Source organism: Salinisphaera sp. S4-8, from assembly GCF_040361235.1.
Taxonomy (GTDB): domain Bacteria; phylum Pseudomonadota; class Gammaproteobacteria; order Nevskiales; family Salinisphaeraceae; genus Salinisphaera.
The window spans coordinates 312,563-331,338 of record NZ_APNF01000005.1 but is presented as its reverse complement, the minus strand read 5'-3'; the positions used below and the strand labels follow the sequence as shown (position 1 = coordinate 331,338).

The following is an 18,776-nucleotide window of genomic DNA, read 5'->3' as shown; positions in this document are numbered from 1 at the left end:
ACCCAGGCGTGGCGCATGCGCGCACAGCCGCGCTGGCAGGCGGCCGCGCTCATTCCGCTCGCTGTCGGGCTGGGTTGGCTGGCCTTCGGGTGGGCCCATGGGCTGGTTGTCGCGATACTGGCCACCTGTGCCGGTGTGCCACTGCTTGGCTGTGCCACCGCTATCGCCTTATGGCCGGGCGATCGTCAGATCACCCAGTATCTGGCGGTGAGCGCGATTGCGAGCGGCTTGCTCGCCGTACTGCTATGGCCCTGGCTTGGGCTTTTCGTGGGTGGCGGGCTGATCGTGGGCGCGATCGCTTGTTTTCTGGCGGCCGGTTGGGTTGCCACCCGTGAGGCGGCACGGCCGCTGGCGGTTCCCGAACCGCCCCTGTCGCTGGCGGTATGTCGCAAGGTCGCGACCGATGATGCGCTGCTGGGCGTGTTTGTCGCCGGCGCGCGTATTCCGCGCGGCGAGGTGGTCAAACGCGATTGCAACGAGCTGCGGGCGCTCAGCACGCTCGCGGAGCAGGGCTATTGGCACAACGGCGGCAAAGACTGGCACCGAGCGCCGGGCGCGCCGCGCGATTTTCGCCTGGTACCGGCCAGCGCGCAGGGCTTTCGTTTCCAGTGGCTGAATTTCGATAGCGATTTCGAGGCCGATCCAGCCTTGCCCGGCGCGGCGCGCTGGCAGGCGCACCGGCCCAACCAGCGCATGGCTGCACGTATCTTTCGTCACGAAGGCGCGCCGCGGCCGTGGCTGATTTGTATCCATGGCTATCGCATGGGCGTCGACGCGCTCGATCTATCGTTGTTTCGGGCCAAACGGCTGCATTTGAAGTTTGGCATGAATGTGGCGATGCCGATTCTGCCGTTGCACGGTGCGCGCCGGATCGCGCGGGTGACGGGCGGGCATTTTCTGGACGGGCCGATGGCCGATCTGGTGCATGCCCAGGCCCAGGGGCTCTGGGATCTGCGCCGGCTCAAGGCCTGGATCCAAACCCAGCAGCCGGGCCAGTCGATCGGCGCGCTGGGTTATAGCCTGGGCGGTTACCATGCCGCTTTGCTGGCAGCTTTCGAAGCCGATCTGGCCTGTGTGATCGCAGGTATTCCGCTCACCGATATTCCCGCCGCGCTGTGGGCGCATATGCCGACCCTGCATCTACGCTATCTCGAAGCCCAGGGGCTGTCCCAGCCTCGTCTGAGCGAGTTGATGGCCCCGGTGTCGCCGTTGCATCTGGCCCCCGTTGTGCCCCGAGAACGGCGCTATATCTTTGCCGCGACCGCCGATCGTCTGGTCGATCCGGATCAGCCACTGCGCTTGTGGCATCACTGGGACGAGCCGGCGATGCACTGGTATCACGGCTCGCACCTGTCGGTTCGCCGCGAGGCCGAACTGCTGCCGTTTGTCGAAGATGCGCTGGCGCAACACGAGCTGATCGTGAACCCGGGCAAGCGCTGATCGATTCATGCGCCGATCGTGTGTGAGGCAAACCCAGCGCTGGCTCTGAGCGAGGTCGGCGCGCGCCTGCTTGCCATACGCAACCGGGGATTTCAGTGCCGGATGATGTCTGTACACGATGCCAGCGTGCGTGCGGAGTAAGCGATCTTTCGCTGTCTTGAGCCACTGCGCGCGACAAGACACGGTTGTGACAGGCGCGCTCGCGCGCGAGAATGCCGCGCACTGCTTGTTTTGTCGGTCATGGAAGGGGAATACAGGTGAACAACGTCGTTATCTCGGCCTCCGGGCTCTACACGCCGCCGGAGTCGGTTTCCAACGAGGAACTGGTCACCGCCTTCAACGCCTACGTCGAGAACTACAACCGCGATAACGCGCGCGCGATCGAAAACGGTGAACTGGAGGCGCTGTCGCCGTCGAATGCGGATTTCATCTACAAGGCGTCCGGCATCAAGAGTCGCTACGTGGTGGAAAAGAGCGGCATCATCGACCCCGAGGTCATGCATCCGTGGATTCGCACCCGCGGTAACGACGAGCCCTCGCTACAATGCGAGATGGCCATGGCCGCGATCGAACCCTGCCTCGAAAAGGCCGGCAAGCGCGCCGAGGATATCGACGCGGTGATCGTGGCCTGTTCCAATCTGCCGCGGCCGTACCCGGCGCTGGCGGTCGAGGTGCAGAAATATCTCGGCGGCGGGCGCTTTGGTTTCGATATCAACGTGGCCTGCGCGTCGGCGGCGTTCGGTATCCAGACCGCGGCCGACATGATCAAGTCCGGCAGTGCGCGCACGGTGCTGATGGTCAACCCGGAAATCTGTTCCGCGCATCTGAATTTTCGCGATCGCGACAGTCACTTCATCTTCGGCGATGTGTGCACCGCCGCGCTCATCGAGCACGGCGACGATGTGGCCGACGGGCAGGGCTTCGACGTGCTCGGCACCAAGCTCAAGACCGAGTTCTCCAACAACATCCGTAACAACTTCGGCTTTCTCAATCGCACCGAGGAAACGGCGCGTTCGGATGCAGATCGGTTGTTCGTGCAGAACGGCCGGCGCGTGTTCAAGGACGTGGCGCCGATGGTCGCGCAGATGATCGGCGAGCATGTCGACGAGCTGGAACTCGAGGCCGCCGATATCAAGCGGCTGTGGCTGCATCAGGCCAACATCAACATGAACACGCTCATCTGCAAACGCGTGCTCGGCCGGGATGCCACGGAAGCGGAAATGCCGTCGGTGCTGGCCGAATACGGCAACACCAGTTCGGCCTCGCCGGTCATCGTGTTCCACAAGTTCTCGGACGATATGGTCGCCGGCGACGTGGGCGTGTTGTGCGGCTTCGGTGCGGGTTATTCGGCGGGTAGCGTGGTGACACGCAAGCGTTGAGACATCGCACGCCGCGCGCGTGAGCGTTGAAGACAGCGGACCACGTCTGCTGTCTTTTACCGGACCAACAATTCGATTGGACAGGCTGTTATGACGGGCCAGACACAGCGCAAGTATCGCGCCGACTACCAGCCGCCGGGCTATCTGATCGACCATGTCGATATCGCGTTCGGCCTGGAGGCGGACCATACCCACGTACGGGCGACCCACCAGCTGCGGCGCAACCCGCAGGCGAGTGCGACCGGGCCGCTGGTGCTCGATGGCCGGGATATGGCGCTCGAACAGCTCGCGATCGACGGTCGTGAGCTGCACGCCTCGCAATACCGTGTAGACGACACGACGCTCACGATCTTCGATCCGCCCGATCAGTTCGAACTGCTGATCGAGAACACGATCCACCCCGAAAACAATCTTTCGCTGGAAGGGCTGTACCGCTCCGGCGATATTCTGTGTACCCAGTGCGAGGCCAACGGCTTTTCGCGGATCACCTATTTCCCGGACCGCCCCGACGTGATGGCGCGCTACACCACGCGTATCGTGGCCTGGCCCGAGGCGTTTCCGGTGTTGCTGGCCAACGGCAATTGCGTGGAATCCGGGCCGATGCCCTGCGGCCACCACTATGCGGTGTTCGAGGACCCGTTCCCGAAACCCTGTTATCTGTTCGCCATGGTCGCCGGCAATCTGGGCATGATCCGCGATACCTATACCACGGCCTCCGGACGTACGGTCGATCTTCGGCTCTACACCGAGCATGGCAACGAGGATCAGTGCCACCACGCCATGGCCTCGCTCAAGCAGGCCATGGCCTGGGATGAAGACACCTACGGCCTGGAATACGATCTCGACAGCTATGTCACGGTCGCCGTGGGCAGCTTCAACATGGGCGCGATGGAGAACAAGGGCCTGAACGTATTCAATACGGCCTGTATCTTCGCCCGGGCCGATACCGCCACGGATAGCGATTTTGCGCTGGTGCGCGATGTGGTCGCCCACGAGTACTTCCACAACTACACCGGCAACCGCGTGACCTGTCGCGATTGGTTCCAGCTGTCGTTGAAGGAAGGGCTGACCGTCTATCGCGAGCATCAGTTCGCCATCGATCAGGGTTCGCCCGGCGTGACCCGGATTCGCCAGGTGCGCGCCATGCGCGAAATCCAGTTCCCCGAGGACGCCAGCCCGCGTGCGCATCCGGTGCGCCCGGAATCCTATGTGGAAATGAACAATTTCTACACCATCACCGTCTATGAAAAAGGCGGCGAGGTGATCCGCATGATCGCCCAGATGGCCGGGCGCGAGGCCTTCATCGCGGCCGTGCGCCACTATCTGGACAAGCACGACGGCCAGGCCGTGACCATCGAGGAGTTCGTCATCGCGATGGAAGAATCGACCGGCCTGGACCTGGCCCAGTTCCGGCACTGGTATGCCCAGGCCGGCACGCCGCGTGTGCGGGTGGCCACCGAATTCGCGGATGGACGCCTTCAGCTGACGCTGTCGCAGCACACCCCGGCCACGCCCGGCCAGGCCGACAAACCCCTGTTCGACATCCCGGTGGAGATCGCACTGTTCGATGCCAACGGTGCGCCGGTGGGCGCGCCGCAGGTGTTGCGTCTGACCCAGGCCGAACAACACTGGACGTACGATGGCTTCGAGGCCGAACCCACGGTATCCGCGCTGCGCGGCTTCACGGCACCCGTACGCCTGGAGTACGAACAAAGCGATACCGCGCTGGCCCGGCTGATGGCCCACGACAGTGACCCCGTGTGTCGCTGGGACGCGGCCCAGGCGTTGTACCTGAAAACACTGATCGCCGATGTCGAGGCGCGACGCGCGGGCAGCGCGCCGGTCGCGGCGCCCGAGCTGTTGTTCGATGCAATCGCCACGTTGCTCGACAACCCGCCGGACGATCGCGAACTGCTCGCGGAAATGCTCACGCTGCCCAGCGAAGCCATGCTCGGCGAACAGTTCGATACGATCGATATCTTCGCCGTCGATGCCGCGCGGCGCGCGCTCAAACAGGCGATCGCGCGCCGTTTTGATGCCCGCTTCGCGGCACTCTCCGATGCCCATGCGCCCAGGCAAGCCTACGTATTCGATGTGGCCGAGGCGGGGCGGCGACGCGTGTTCGCGCTCGCACTCGACTATCTGGCAGCGATCGAGGCCGACGGCATCGCCGCACGCGCGGCCAGCGTTTACGAATGCGCCGACAACATGACCGACCGCATGGCGGCACTCGACGCGCTGCGCGATATGGATGTGCCCGAACGCGAACGGGTGCTCGCCGATTTCGCCGAGCGCTGGGCCGATTACCCGCTGGTCATGGACAAGTGGCTGCGCCTGCAGGCCAGCACGCGCCGCGACGACAGCGTCGAGCACGTGCGCGAACTGCTCGGCGATAGCCGTTTCGACTTCACCAACCCCAACCGTATCCGTGCGCTGCTGGGTGGGTTCGTGCGCGCCAATCGGGTGGGGTTTCATCGCGCCGATGGCGAAGGTTATCGCCTGGTCGCCGACGAAATCCTGCGTCTGGATCCGCTCAATCCGCAGTTGGCGGCGGCCCTGGCGTCCATGCTCACCGACTGGGCACGCCATGTGCCGGCCCAGGCCGACGGCATGCGCAGCGCGCTCGAGCGTATCGCGGCCGCGCAACTATCCGACAATACGCGCGAAATCGTGACCGTCGGGCTCGAGCGCCGCGATAGCACGGACTGAGGCCGCGGGTGCCCGCTGCCAAATAACTGTCATGTTGCTGTAATATCGAGTGCCTAGCGTTACGGCGTCATAGTCCCCATGAGACCCCACGTAATGCAGCACAAGCATGTTCTGATCGTCGAGGACGAAGCGCCGATTCGCGACATGATCCGATTCGCCCTCGAACGGGCGGATTTTGCCGTCAGTGAAGCCGAGGATGCCCAGAGTGCGCGTCTGGCGATGGCCGAGCGGCGCCCGGATCTGGTGTTGCTCGACTGGATGTTGCCCGGCGTGTCGGGGGCGGAATTCGCGCGCGAGCTGCGCCGCGACGAACTCACCGCCCAGTTACCGGTGATCATGGTCACCGCGCGTGTGGATGCCGACGACCGCGTACGCGGGCTCAATCTCGGCGCGGACGACTACATCACCAAACCGTTTTCGTCCTCCGAACTGGTTGCGCGCGTGCGCGCGGTGCTGCGTCGCAGTTTGCCGGGCGGCGAGGACGAAACCCTCGAACTCGACGGGCTGGTGCTCGATGCGGCCAGCCAGCGGGTCGCCGCTGGCGATTCGCCGGTCAAGCTGGGGCCCACGGAATACCGGCTGCTGCGGTTTTTCATGAGCAACCCGGAGCGCGTGTACTCGCGCGAGCAGATGCTCGATCGTGTCTGGGGACAGAATGTGTTCGTCGAAGAGCGCACTGTGGATGTCCATATCCGGCGTCTGCGCAAGGCGTTGGCGCCGTATGGCTTCGACCATTTCATTCAGACGGTACGCGGCAGCGGCTATCGTTTTTCCAGCAAGGGTGTGTAGGGCCGCGTCCATGGCGTGGCCGGCGGACTCATGAGTATGCCCACGCTTGGTGTGGCGCGCGTATGGCGGCGCGAACTGTTGCTCATCGGGGCGTGGCTCGCTCTGTGCGTATTGCTCGGGCTGTTTACCGGCTATGTGCTCGTGGCCGTGTTGCTGGGTGTGTGCGCCTATCTGGGCATGCACCTGGCCTATGCCTACCAGTTGCATCGATGGCTGGCCTCGGACCGCATCGAGCCATCCGACGGCATCGGTGTCTGGCAGGAAATCTATACCGAGCTGTATCGGCTCAAGCAGCGTAATCGCAAACGCAAGAAACGGCTCAAGAGCATCGTCCACGAATTCCAGGCCTCGACCGCGGCGCTGCCGGATGGGGCCGTGGTGCTCGATTCGCAGGGGCGTATCGTCTGGTTCAATGAAGCCGCGGGCGCGCTCATGGCACTGCGCAGTCCGCAGGATCTGGGGCAGCGTCTGGCCAATCTGTTGCGCCACCCGCGGGTGTCCAGTCATCTGATCAAAGCCGAAGGGGTGGGCGAACTGGAAGTACCGTCGCCCGTCAACGAAGCGGACACATTACTGTTGCGCCTGATTCCCTACGGCAACAATCAACGCCTGCTGATTGCCCGCGATATCAGCGAACAGAAGCGTCTCGAGCATACCCGGCGCGACTTCGTGGCCAATGCCTCGCACGAACTGCGCACGCCGCTTACGGTGCTGCGCGGCTATCTGGAGATGATGGAAGAGGAAGCCGCCAGCGACGGCCCGCTCAAGGGCTGGCAGGCACCGATCCGGGAGATGGGCGAGCAGTCGCGGCGCATGAATCGCATCATCGAAAGCCTGCTCAAGCTCGCGCGCCTGGAAAGCGAAGGTTTGCAACAACGCCAGGAACGTATCGATATCCCCGCCATGCTGCAGTCGCTGGTCGACGATATCCGGCGTGCGAATGCCACAACGCACGAAATCGTCATGGATATCGAGCCGGGGCTGGGGCTCTACGGGCGACCGGGCGAACTGGAAAGCGTGTTTTCCAATCTGTTGTCCAACGCGGTGCGCTATACCACCGGCGACGAAGGCAAGATCACCGTGCGCTGGTGGCGCGAAGAGGACGCTGCCTGTTTTTCGGTCACCGACAATGGCCCCGGTATCGAACCCCAGCACCTGCCACGCCTGACCGAGCGTTTCTATCGGGTCGATGCCGGGCGACAGGCGAGCACGGGCGGCACCGGTCTGGGCCTGGCCATCGTCAAGCACTGTCTCGAGCATCACGAGGCCGAACTGAATATCGACAGCGAACCCGGCCACGGTTCGACTTTTACCTGTCGTTTCCCGGCCCAGCGTGCGCTCGACCGTCAGGCGGCCTGAGTCCGTCATCGAGCGCTTCGACCGGCGTCGAACCGGTCTGACCGATGCGACGTCCCGGTGGCCGTTTCTGCCTTTAATCGACGATCGCCAGGGCGGCCGGCACGGCCGGGCCGCGGCGTGCTTACGTGGCGGCCCGGCGGCGCGTTTGCATGCGTGCGGCGTTGTCACTGGACCGTCACAAAGTCGTTATCTGGCTGTCATACGCCTTAGGTAGTTTCTCCCGCGGCTGCACAAGCCGAGACACAATCCAGGGAGACCTACTGATGAACCGTTTTCAACTGCGCGCCATGGGCGTGCTCGCCGGCGCGGCCGTGACCGCCATGCCCATGCTCGCTTCGGCTGGCATCACCCTTTACGAAGAAGGCAACAAGTCGCTGGAGATCGGCGGCCGTCTGCAACCGCAGTACCGTCTGGTCGACGGTGACAATGGCGACGCCGAGGGCAGCGATTCGGGCGACGACTTCTTTCTGCGTCGTATGCGCTTCTATATCGAAGGCACGCTGACCGAGAACATCTACGGCATCTGGCAAGTGGATTTCGGCGACACCTCGGACGATCCGGAAGTCAAGGACGCCTTCATCAATTATTCCGGCCTGCCGATGGGCAACATCACGGTGGGTAACGCGAACGTGCCGTTTTCGCGTGAACTGCTGACCTCCTCCAAGCGCCAGCAATTCGTCGAGCGCACGGTCGTGGGCGATCACAACTACGGTGTGCCGGATCGTCAGATGGGCGTGACCTACAACCTCGACGACAACGACATGGTTCAGGGCTCGCTGGGCATCTACCAGGCCGGTATCGACCCCAGCTTCTCCAAGGTCGACTTTGAGTCGCGCGTGAGTTCCGATGCCGAGTACTTCGGCAACATGGTCGCTGGTCGCGTCGATTTCACCCCGCTGGGTAAATTCAAGATGGCCCAGGGCGCCTTCGGTGAAGAGACCAAGTTCGGCATGGGCCTGAACGCCTTCAGCTGGAACAACGACGACGACATCAGCGACAGCGATATCCAGAACCAGTACGACACCGTCAACGGTTACGGCGTGGACGCGGGCTTCCGTTCGGGCTATTTCTCGGCGGATGCGGCGGTGCAGTACTTCGATGCCGATACCATCGATGGCGCGGCGACCTCTACAGGTCTGGTCGACGAGAATGGCGATGCCAAGTTCTCGACCTATCTGGTCAAGGCCGGCTACATGATCGTGCCGAGCAAGCTGGAATTCGTGGCCGGTTTCTCCGCGCTCGACCCGGACGACGGCTTCTATGCCGGCGGCGAGAAGTACGACGACATGGACAAGCGTTACTCGACCGGTCTGAACTACTTCTTCAACAAGCACGACGCCAAGATCCAGCTGACCTATGAAATCGGTCGGGACGTGCTCTACACCAACGATGCCAACGGCCAGGTCCAGGCACCGTCGAACATCGGTGGCGATCAGAACACGCTGTTCCTGCAGTTCCAGCAGGTTCTGTAACAACTCCCCTGAAAAACAAGAAGCGGATTGCTCCCTTTGATTATGACCCCGGCTCGTCCGGGGTCTTTTTTTTGCGAAAGATAGACATGAAACATTTAACGATATGCCTCGCCGCGGGGCTCGCCGTCGCCGGGCTGAGCGGTTGTACCGGTGACGATAATTCGTCGGTCGAAACCACCCAGGACGACCCGGCAACGACACTCTCGGTAACCCAGGTGGGGCGCTATCAGGTGCAGGCCAGCGCCGGCGAGTCGTTCCTCGACGATATATTCGACGAAGGCGCCGCCGAGATCGTGACCTACGATGCGACGAGCCAACGTCTGTACGTGGTCAACTCGAACGCGAAAACGGTCGACGTGCTGGCCATCGACAGCAGCGGCAGCCTCATGCGCATGGGCCAGATCGATGCCACCGCTGAAGGCGACTCGGCCAATAGCGTGGCGGTATACGAGGGCACGGTGGCCGTGGCCATCGAAGCCGACGATACGCAGGCGCCCGGCAAGGTGGTGTTCTACTCCGGCACCGGGCTGGAAAAGCTCGGCGAGGCCACGGTCGGGGCGTTGCCGGATATGGTCACCTTCACTCCCGATGGCAGCCGCGTACTGGTGGCCAATGAGGGCGAACCCGACGACGACTACGAAAACGACCCGGAAGGCTCGATCAGCGTGGTCGATGTAACAGGCGGCTTCAATGCGCCGACCGTAACGACCCTGGGTTTCGAGGTGTTCAACGACCAGGCCGATGCGCTGCGCGCGAAGGGCGTGCGTATTTTCGGCCCGAACGCGACCGCCGCACAGGATTTCGAGCCCGAATATATCGCCGTGGCGGCCGACGGTCAGCATGCCTATGCCAGCCTGCAGGAAAACAACGCCATCGCGGTAATCGATCTGGCAGCGATGCAGATCACCGATGTATTACCGCTGGGCTACAAGGACCACAGCGTGGCCGGGCAGGGTATCGACCCGAGCAACGAGGATGGCCTGAACATCCGCACCGTGCCGGTCATGGGCATGTATCAGCCGGATACGATCGCAGCCTTCGAGGACGGCGGCACCACCTACCTGCTGACCGCCAACGAGGGCGACTCGCGCGATTATGACGGCTTCAGCGAAGAGGCCGACGTGAAGGATCTGTCGCTGGACCCCGACGCCTTTGCGAACGCGGCTGCGCTGCAGGAAGACGCCCAGCTGGGCGATCTCAAGGTCACGACGACCCTGGGCCGTACTGGCGAAACCGATGGCGAGGGTGAGCCGATCTACGACGCGCTCTACGCCTTTGGCGCGCGCTCGTTTTCGATCCGACGCGCGGATACCGCCGAACTGGTCTACGACTCCGGCGATGACTTCGAGCGTATTACCGGCGAGCGTTACGGTGACGAGTTCAACAATGACAATAACGAAAACGACGGCGATTCGCGCTCGGACAACAAGGGGCCGGAACCCGAAGCCATCGCCTACGGCGTGATCGACGGTCGGCGTTATGCGTTCATTGGTCTGGAGCGCATGGGCGGTTTCTTCGTCTACGACATCACCGATGTCGATGCCCCCGAATATGTCAGCTATACCAACGCGCGCGATGTCAGCGTCGATATGGACACCGAAAACGGCGCGTTGATGGCTGGTGATCTGGGCCCGGAAAGCATCGTGTTCATCGATGCCGAGCAAAGTCCGGTACCCGGGGTGCCGCTGTTGGCGGTCGGCAACGAGGTCAGCGGCTCGACCACCCTCTATCGACTCGACCTGAAATAGCCGCCATGACAGGGTTTGGCCGCGGATGTCACAAATCTGTCATCAATCGGCAATACCCTGTTCAAAGTCGGCTCCCACACTCACCGCAGGTCAGAAGGGCTGGCCTGACATTTTCATCCGGGAGACATTGATGAAACTTCGTTTGCAACACACGCTGGGCGTGGCGGGCATCGCCGCGGGCCTGCTCGCTGCGGTCGGTACCGCGCAGGCCGCCGAACAGATTCGTATCGTGGGTTCGTCCACGGTGTATCCGTTCTCGTCGTACGTCGCCGAGGAGCTGGGCGCGACCACCGACATCCGTACGCCGGTCGTCGAATCCACCGGTTCCGGTGGTGGCATGAAGCTGTTCTGTGCCGGTGTCGGTGACGATACGCCGGACATCACCAACGCCTCGCGCCGCATGAAGCCGTCCGAATTAGAGATGTGCCAGAAAAACGGTGTCAAGGACATCACCGAAAACGTGGTCGGCTTTGACGGCATCGTGTTCGCACAGAGCAAGTCGGACGACGCAATCGATCTGACCCGCGAGCAGATCACGCTGGCGGTCGCTGCCAAGGTGCCGAAAGACGGCAAGCTGGTCGACAACCCGTACAACAAGTGGAGCGATATCGATTCGTCGCTGCCGGATCGTGAAATCCTGATCTACGGCCCGCCGACCTCCTCGGGCACGCGTGACGCCTTCGAAGAGCTGGTTATGGAGCACGGCTCCGAAAACATCGACGGCTATGACGAGGCCTACACGACGATCCGTCAGGACGGCAAATACGTGCCCTCCGGCGAGAACGACAACCTGATCGTGCAGAAGCTGGCCCAGAACAAGGACGCCTTCGGCATTTTCGGTTTCTCCTATCTGGAAGAAAACCGCGACAAGATCCAGGGCGCCAAGATCGACGGCGTCGAGCCCGAGCGTGATCTGATCTCGTCGGGCGAATACCCGGTGTCGCGTTCGCTGTTCTTCTACACCAAGAACGCGCACCTGGATAAGGTCAAGGGCATGGAAGACTATGTCGACCTGTTCCTGTCCGACCAGATGGTCAGCGACCGTGGCTATCTCAAGAACCTCGGCCTGATTCCGCTGCCGGAAGATCGTCTGAAGAAAGAGCGTAGCGAATGGGAATCCCGTGCCAAGCTCAAGGCATCGGATCTCAAGGGCTAACAGCTCGACCGTACCGGCGCCGGCCGCCGCCGCTTGGCGGCGCGCTGGCGCCATCTTGATTATGATGGCGACCCGCCGCATTCGCATTTCAGCCTAGGAAACGCGTTTTGGAAACCAGCCAGATCCTGCTCATCTTCTTTGGCGGTCTCGTGCCCATGGCCGCAGTGGCGTTTGCCCTCGGTCGGCGCAAGGCGCTGTTGTCGGATGCCGCCGGCAGCCGCATGCATTCGCTGCCGGCGCAGTACGGCGTGTATGTGGCGACCTGGATGGCGCTGCCTGCGTTGGCCATCGGTGTGGTTGCCGCCGGCGCCGCATTGCTGGGCGTACGCGTACCGTCGGCGCCGTTCGTGTTGTCGTTCGCGCTGTTTGGCGCCGCCATTGGTCTGGCGTTGGCGCTGCGCAAGGTCGAACCCTCGCTGCGCGCCCGCAACGCGATCGAAAAATTCGTCTACTGGACGCTGTTCGCGGCGTCGCTGGTGTCGATTCTCACCACGTTCGGCATCATCATTTCGATTCTGTTCGAGGCGCTGAAGTTCTTCAGTCAGGTCAGCGTCTGGGATTTCGTGACCGGTACCAACTGGTCGCCCGTGGCCACATTCCGCCCGGGCCAGGAAGCTGCCAACTCGCAATTCGGTTCGGTGCCGCTGTTCGCCGGCACGTTCATGATCACTCTGATCGCCATGTCGGTGGCGATTCCGGTCGGCCTGCTGGCGGCGATCTACATGTCCGAATACGCCAGCTACCGGGTGCGTACGCTGGCCAAGCCGCTGCTGGAAATCCTGGCCGGCATCCCGACCGTGGTGTATGGCTTTTTCGCCGCGATCACGGTCAGCCCGCTGGTGGTGGAGGTAGCCAATTTCTTCGGTTTGCACGCCTCCTATACCAACGCGCTCGCGCCGGGGCTGGTCATGGGCATCATGATCATTCCCTTTATTTCGTCGTTGTCCGACGACGTGATCAATTCCATCCCCAACAGCCTGCGTGAAGGCGCCTATGCGCTGGGCGCAACCAAGTCGGAAACGATCAAGCAGATCATTCTGCCGGCGGCGTTTCCCGGGATCATGGCGGCCTCGCTGCTGGGTATCTCGCGGGCCCTGGGCGAAACCATGATCGTGGTCATGGCCGCCGGTCTGCGACCGAACCTGACCTGGAACCCGCTCGAGGACATGACCACCGTGACCGTGCGTATCGTCGATGCGCTCACCGGTGATCAGGCCTTCGACAGCCCGGAAACCCTGGCCGCCTTCGCGCTTGGTCTGGTGCTGTTCGTGGTCACCCTCACGCTGAATCTGGTTTCGATCATCATCATTCGCAAGTTCCGCCAGTCCTACGAATAGCGCTGCAAGGGCATTCGATTATGAGTCAAGGCATTACGCTGACGCCGTCGCGTCAGCTCAAGAAACGGTATCGGGCAGAGAAACGCTTCAAGGCCTATTGCATCGGCGCGCTGGTGCTGGCGATGGCGTTTCTCGTGTTGTTTTTCTCGGACATGATCCGCCAAGGGTATTCGGCCTTCGTACAGACCGAAATCAAGGCCGAGGTCACCTACAACGAGGATACGGTCAAGTTCACCAACGAGTCCGTGCCCGAAGAGATCGCGCCGCTGGTTTCGCGGGCGTTCTTTCGCAGCATTCCGCGGCAGGTGGACGCCGATCCGTCGTTGATGGGGACCACCCAGACGCGCTGGCTGACCGCGACCGCGCACGTGGATCAGTTTCGCAAAGGCTATAGCGATCGGCTCGATCCCGATCTGAAGTCGACGCTGGAACGGCTCGAATCCGAGGGCCGTGTGGCCTACGGCTTCAACTCCGGGCTGTTCTTCTCGGGTGATTCCAAGATCCCGTCCAATGCCGGTCTGTGGTCGGCGTTTGTGGGCTCGTTCTATGTGATGCTCGTCGTGCTCATCGTGAGCTTTCCCATTGGCGTGGCCACCGCGATCTATCTGGAAGAGTTTGCCCCGGACAATCGCTTCACCCAGGCCATCGAGATCAATATCAACAATCTCGCGGCGGTGCCCTCGATTCTGTTCGGTCTGCTGGGTCTGGCGATCTTCATCAACTTCTTCGGCGTGCCGCGCTCGTCGGCCCTGGCCGGTGGTCTGACCTTGTCGCTGATGACGCTGCCGGTGATCATCATCAGTACCCGTGCCGCGCTCAAGGCGGTGCCACAGAATATCCGTCAGGGCGCGCAGGCGGTGGGCGCGTCGCGCTGGCAGGCCATACGCGATCACGTGCTGCCGCTATCGCTGCCGGGCATTCTCACCGGCACGATCATTGGCATCGCGCAGGCGATGGGCGAAACCGCGCCGCTGCTGCTGATCGGCATGATCGCCTATATCCCGGATGCGCCAACGAGCATGACCGAGGCCGCCACCGTGTTGCCCGCGCAGATCTATACCTGGTCGGGCATGCCGGAAGGGGCCTATGTGAGCCTGACCGCGGCCGGCATTCTGGTGCTGTTGTCGCTTCTGATTACGCTCAATGCGAGTGCGGTGATTCTGCGTAATCGCTTCGAGCGCCGCTGGTAGTCGGCGCGCGTCGATCTAACGGGTTGAAACATTTTCCATTTTATCGGGCGGAGACTTAGGATGCGTACACGAGATTTGACCGGCGACAGTACCCAGGTGGTGCAAGTGCCGACCACGGAGCGCCCGCAGGTGAAGCAGAAGACAAAAATGAAGATCAACGACCTGGCCGTCTGGTACGGCGAAAAACAGGCGTTGCACGGCGTGTCGATGGAAGTGGCCGAAAACGAGGTCACCGCATTGATCGGGCCCTCCGGCTGCGGCAAGTCGACGTTTCTGCGCTGCTTGAACCGCATGAACGACCTGATCCCGGACGTACGCATCGAGGGCGAGGTCGAGTTCGAGAACCAGAACATCTACGCACCGGAAGTCGATGTGGTGGAACTGCGTTCGCATATCGGCATGGTCTTTCAAAAGCCCAATCCGTTCCCGAAGAGCATCTACGACAACATCGCCTATGCGCCGAAGATCCTCGGCCAGGTGCGCAAGCGCACCGATATGGAGGATCTGGTCGAGCATTCGCTCAAGCGCGCCGGCCTGTGGGAAGAGGTCAAGGACCGTCTCGACATGCCGGGACTGTCGTTGTCGGGTGGTCAGCAACAGCGCCTGTGTATTGCGCGTGCGATCGCGGTCAGCCCGTCGGTTCTGCTTATGGACGAACCCTGTTCGGCGCTCGACCCGGTTGCCACGGCCACGGTCGAACAGCTCATCGACGAGCTCAAGGAGAACTACACCATCGTCATCGTCACCCATAACCTGCAACAGGCAGCACGTGTGGCGGGCTATACGGCGTTCTTCCATCTGGGCAATATCGTTGAATACGCCGATACCGACTCGCTGTTCACGCATCCGCGCGAGAAGAAGACCGAGGACTACATCACCGGCCGCTACGGCTGAACGCGGCGTACGGTCAGGAGAACGCTATGGATAAGGTCGGGCTGGAAAAACACACCTCGAAACAATTCGATGCCGATCTCGAGGATGTGCGTGAACTCGTCCTCTCGATGGGCGGGCTGGTCGAGCAGCAGATTGCCGACGCCGTGCGCGCCCTGATTTCGGGCGAGGGCACACTGGGCGAGGATGTCGTTCAGGGCGATACCGAAGTCAACCGCATGGAAGTCGAGATCGACGAGGAATGCACCCGGATACTCGCGCGGCGCGCGCCCCAGGCGGGCGATTTGCGCCTGATCATCGCCATCGCCAAGACCATTACCGATCTCGAGCGCATCGGCGATGAAGCCGAGAAGATCGGTCGTATGGCCACCCATCTGGCCAGCTACGATCGGCCCAAGAGTGCGTTTCGTCAGATCGAGACCCTGGGCCGGCATGTGCGCGAGATGCTACGCGACGCCCTCGATGCCTTTGCCCGGCTCGATTCCGAAGCGGCCTTGCGGGTCGCCCAGCAGGACGAAGATGTCGACCGCGAATACGAAGGCGTGGTGCGCCAGTGCATCACTTACATGATGGAAGACCCGCGCACCATCCGGCACATGCTCGATGTGCTCTGGGCGGTCAAGGCGCTCGAGCGTATCGGCGATCACTCCACCAACATCGGCGAGTACGTGGTGTACTTCGTCGAGGGCAAGGATGTGCGCCATATCGGCCTCGAGGCGATGGAAAAGGAAATCAACGAAGGGGCCGCCCGCCGGCGTGGTGGCTGAGCCCGGCGCCGGCCGCGACTGCAAAACCCCGGTGCGGCGCACAAAAGCCGCGCCGGGCTTTGATACTATCGGCGTCCCTGATTGGCGCGGATAGCGGAATTGGCCCAGAAAAAGCGACCCTCCAAACCCACCCCCAAACGCCGTACGCGCAGCAGCGCGCGTACCAAGCCCCGGCGCGGTTTCTTTCGGCGTTTACTGCCGTATGTGTTTCTGCTGGCCTGTATCGGCGCGGCCGTACTCGCCGGCTATATGGTCTATCTCGACAGCGCGGTACGGGCCCAGTTCGAGGGCACGCGCTGGACGCTGCCGGCCAAGGTGTATGCCAGCCCGCTCGAGCTCTATGCCGGGCTGGATCTGTCGCGTGGCGAGATCGTGTCGCGTCTGCAACGCCAGGGCTATCGCGCCAGTGGGGAGCTGGCCCGTTCGGGTACCTATCGCAGCAGCGGTAGTCGACTGGATATTCATACCCGTGCCTTTCACTTCTGGGACGGCAAGCAAGACGCGCGCGAAATCCGGCTGAACTTCGATGCCACCGGCGTGAGTTCGTTGAGCGCGCTCGACAAGCAGGGTGATCTCGCCCTGATCCGGCTCGACCCGCTGATGATCGGCAGTATCTACCCCAAACAGGGCGAGGATCGCATTCTGGTCAAGCTGGGCGAGGTGCCGCCGATGTTGCCGGCCGGGCTGATTACGGTCGAAGACCGTGATTTCATGCACCACTGGGGCGTATCGCCCAAGTCGATCTTGCGTGCGGCGATCGCCAACGTACGCGCGGGCGGTGTGGTGCAGGGCGGCTCGACCATTACCCAGCAGCTGGTCAAGAATTTCTATCTCAACAATCAGCAGACGCTGGTGCGCAAGGCCAAGGAAGCGCTGATGGCGATCCTGCTCGATGCGCATTACTCCAAACCGGAAATCCTCGAGGCCTATCTCAACGAGGTCTATCTGGGCCAGGACGGCAGCCGCGCCATTCATGGCTTTGGCCTGGCCAGCTATTTCTATTTTCAGAAACCGCTGGAAGAACTCCAGCCCCAGGAAATCGCCTTGCTCGTGGCCATGGTCAAGGGCCCGAGCTATTACGACCCGCGCCGCAATCCGGAACGCGCCGAGCGGCGTCGTAATCTGGTACTGGACATGTTCCACAATGCCGGTTTTCTGGAAGACGATGCCTGGCGCGAAGCCAAGAAAGCCGATCTGGGCGTGACCGCACGTTCGGTACGCAGTACCAGCCAGTATCCGGCCTTCATCGACCTGGTACGACGCCAGCTGCTGGGCCAGTACAAGGACGAAGATCTCACCGAAGAAGGCCTGCGCATCTTCACCACGCTCGACCCGGCCGTACAGGCCGCTGCCGAGAAACGCGTCGCCGACGGGCTCGACAAGGTGGAAGCCGCCCGCGGTATCGACCGCGACAGCCTGCAGGCCTCGGCCGTGGTGACCAGCGTCGAGGGCGGGCGCGTGCTGGCCCTGGTGGGCGGGCGTAATGCCGGTTTCGCCGGCTTCAATCGTGCGCTCGATGCACGCCGGCCGATCGGCTCGCTGATCAAGCCGGTGGTCTATCTTACCGCGCTCGCCGAACCGTCCAGATACAACGTGATCACGCCGCTGGATGACAGCGCGTTGTCGGTGAAGCTGGCCAACGGCGACACCTGGCGGCCGCAGAATTACTCCAAGCGCACGCATGGCAGCGAAGTGCCGCTGCACTATGCGCTGACCCACAGCTACAACCTGGCCACCGCGCGTCTGGCTCTGGATGTCGGCATTCCCAAGGTGATCGACACACTCAAGGAACTGGGTTACAACGGCGATCCGTTGTCGGTACCGTCGCTGTCGCTGGGTGCGGTGGATATGGCGCCCATGCAGGTCGCCCAGATCTACAACACGCTCGCGGCTGGGGGTTATTACACGCCATTGCTGGCGATTCGTGATGTGACCACGCGCGAAGGCGAGCCCTTGTCGCGCTACCCGCTCAAGATTCGTCGGGCGGTCGACGAGGCGCCGGTCTATCTGACCAACTGGATACTCCAGCGAGTGGCGCGCCACGGCACCGGCGCATCGATGTACAACACCCTCAATCGCTCGCTGAATGTGGCCGGCAAGACCGGTACGACAGACGATCTGCGCGACAGCTGGTTTGCCGGCTTTGCCGCCAATCGTCTGGCTGTGGTGTGGGTCGGGCGCGATGACAACAAGCCCGCCCAGCTGACCGGTGCGACCGGCGCGCTGCAGCTGTGGGCCGGTATCATGGCCGATATCGACCCGCGCGGCCTGATGAACGTGCCGCCCGAAGACGTGGTGGAAGTGCCGCTGCGCCTGCGCTTCGATGCCGACCGTAGTGCCGGCAACGACTACGGTGGCTGCAGCGGTACCACGCCGGTGCCGTTCATACGCGGCTATGTGCCGGACGGGCTTTCCGATTGCGATAGCGATATCATGCGTGAAAATCGCTATCGCCGGCAGCAGCCAAGCGAACCGGACGAGCAGAAGAAAGAGGGCAACTGGCTGCAGCGGCTGTTCGGCTGATGCCGTTAGCGCGTGG

At 62.5% G+C, this 18,776-nt stretch carries 13 protein-coding genes; all 13 read left to right on the top strand.

Features of this window, described 5'->3' with window-relative positions; genetic code table 11:
- Positions 1-15 precede the first annotated feature (15 nt).
- The 13 genes from S4A8_RS10095 to mrcB all read left to right on the top strand — a co-directional run bounded on the left by S4A8_RS10095 (position 16) and on the right by mrcB (position 18,760).
- Positions 16-1,440 carry an alpha/beta hydrolase family protein gene (locus S4A8_RS10095; RefSeq protein WP_353220042.1) on the top strand — a complete coding sequence of 475 codons (1,425 nt, stop codon included), beginning with the start codon at positions 16-18 and terminating at the stop codon, positions 1,438-1,440.
- 257 nt (positions 1,441-1,697) lie between these two features.
- Complete coding sequence (locus S4A8_RS10090; protein WP_353220041.1) at positions 1,698-2,819, top strand: beta-ketoacyl-ACP synthase III; 1,122 nt, start codon at positions 1,698-1,700, stop codon at positions 2,817-2,819.
- Positions 2,820-2,909: 90 nt separating this feature from the next.
- Positions 2,910-5,528, top strand: a complete 2,619-nt coding sequence (gene pepN, locus S4A8_RS10085; protein WP_353220040.1) for an aminopeptidase N — start codon at positions 2,910-2,912, stop codon at positions 5,526-5,528.
- Positions 5,529-5,621: 93 nt separating this feature from the next.
- Positions 5,622-6,317: a phosphate regulon transcriptional regulator PhoB gene (gene phoB, locus S4A8_RS10080; protein ID WP_353178677.1), complete on the top strand. Its 696-nt coding sequence runs from the start codon at positions 5,622-5,624 to the stop codon at positions 6,315-6,317.
- Positions 6,318-6,347: 30 nt separating this feature from the next.
- On the top strand, positions 6,348-7,676 hold the full coding sequence (gene phoR, locus S4A8_RS10075) for a phosphate regulon sensor histidine kinase PhoR (protein ID WP_353178558.1): 1,329 nt from the start codon (positions 6,348-6,350) through the stop codon (positions 7,674-7,676).
- A 263-nt stretch (positions 7,677-7,939) separates the two neighbouring features.
- Complete coding sequence (locus S4A8_RS10070; protein ID WP_353220039.1) at positions 7,940-9,148, top strand: porin; 1,209 nt, start codon at positions 7,940-7,942, stop codon at positions 9,146-9,148.
- An 86-nt stretch (positions 9,149-9,234) separates the two neighbouring features.
- Positions 9,235-10,896 (top strand): choice-of-anchor I family protein, encoded by a 1,662-nt coding sequence (locus S4A8_RS10065; RefSeq protein WP_353220038.1) that lies wholly within the window; start codon positions 9,235-9,237, stop codon positions 10,894-10,896.
- A gap of 130 nt (positions 10,897-11,026) precedes the next feature.
- A complete protein-coding gene (locus tag S4A8_RS10060; RefSeq protein WP_353220037.1) occupies positions 11,027-12,052 on the top strand; it encodes a PstS family phosphate ABC transporter substrate-binding protein in 1,026 nt (341 codons plus the stop codon).
- A gap of 107 nt (positions 12,053-12,159) precedes the next feature.
- On the top strand, positions 12,160-13,389 hold the full coding sequence (pstC, locus tag S4A8_RS10055) for a phosphate ABC transporter permease subunit PstC (protein ID WP_353220036.1): 1,230 nt from the start codon (positions 12,160-12,162) through the stop codon (positions 13,387-13,389).
- 20 nt (positions 13,390-13,409) lie between these two features.
- Positions 13,410-14,579 (top strand): phosphate ABC transporter permease PstA, encoded by a 1,170-nt coding sequence (gene pstA, locus S4A8_RS10050; protein ID WP_353220035.1) that lies wholly within the window; start codon positions 13,410-13,412, stop codon positions 14,577-14,579.
- 60 nt (positions 14,580-14,639) lie between these two features.
- Positions 14,640-15,473 carry a phosphate ABC transporter ATP-binding protein PstB gene (pstB, locus tag S4A8_RS10045; RefSeq protein ID WP_502950724.1) on the top strand — a complete coding sequence of 278 codons (834 nt, stop codon included), beginning with the start codon at positions 14,640-14,642 and terminating at the stop codon, positions 15,471-15,473.
- 26 nt (positions 15,474-15,499) lie between these two features.
- Positions 15,500-16,237: a phosphate signaling complex protein PhoU gene (gene phoU, locus S4A8_RS10040; protein ID WP_353178568.1), complete on the top strand. Its 738-nt coding sequence runs from the start codon at positions 15,500-15,502 to the stop codon at positions 16,235-16,237.
- Between the two features lie 99 nt (positions 16,238-16,336).
- Entirely contained in the window at positions 16,337-18,760 is a 2,424-nt protein-coding gene (gene mrcB, locus S4A8_RS10035) for a penicillin-binding protein 1B (protein ID WP_353220034.1), read from the top strand.
- The last annotated feature ends 16 nt before the right edge of the window (positions 18,761-18,776 follow it).

Excerpts from the sequence above, each read along its gene's own strand:
- S4A8_RS10095 (WP_353220042.1), top strand. The coding sequence starts at position 16 with ATGCGCGCACAGCCGCGCTGGCAGGCGGCCGCGCTCATTCCGCTCGCT.
- pepN (WP_353220040.1), top strand. The coding sequence starts at position 2,910 with ATGACGGGCCAGACACAGCGCAAGTATCGCGCCGACTACCAGCCGCCG.
- phoB (WP_353178677.1), top strand. The coding sequence starts at position 5,622 with ATGCAGCACAAGCATGTTCTGATCGTCGAGGACGAAGCGCCGATTCGC.
- phoR (WP_353178558.1), top strand. The coding sequence starts at position 6,348 with ATGAGTATGCCCACGCTTGGTGTGGCGCGCGTATGGCGGCGCGAACTG.
- S4A8_RS10070 (WP_353220039.1), top strand. The coding sequence starts at position 7,940 with ATGAACCGTTTTCAACTGCGCGCCATGGGCGTGCTCGCCGGCGCGGCC.
- S4A8_RS10065 (WP_353220038.1), top strand. The coding sequence starts at position 9,235 with ATGAAACATTTAACGATATGCCTCGCCGCGGGGCTCGCCGTCGCCGGG.
- S4A8_RS10060 (WP_353220037.1), top strand. The coding sequence starts at position 11,027 with ATGAAACTTCGTTTGCAACACACGCTGGGCGTGGCGGGCATCGCCGCG.
- pstA (WP_353220035.1), top strand. The coding sequence starts at position 13,410 with ATGAGTCAAGGCATTACGCTGACGCCGTCGCGTCAGCTCAAGAAACGG.
- pstB (WP_502950724.1), top strand. The coding sequence starts at position 14,640 with ATGCGTACACGAGATTTGACCGGCGACAGTACCCAGGTGGTGCAAGTG.
- phoU (WP_353178568.1), top strand. The coding sequence starts at position 15,500 with ATGGATAAGGTCGGGCTGGAAAAACACACCTCGAAACAATTCGATGCC.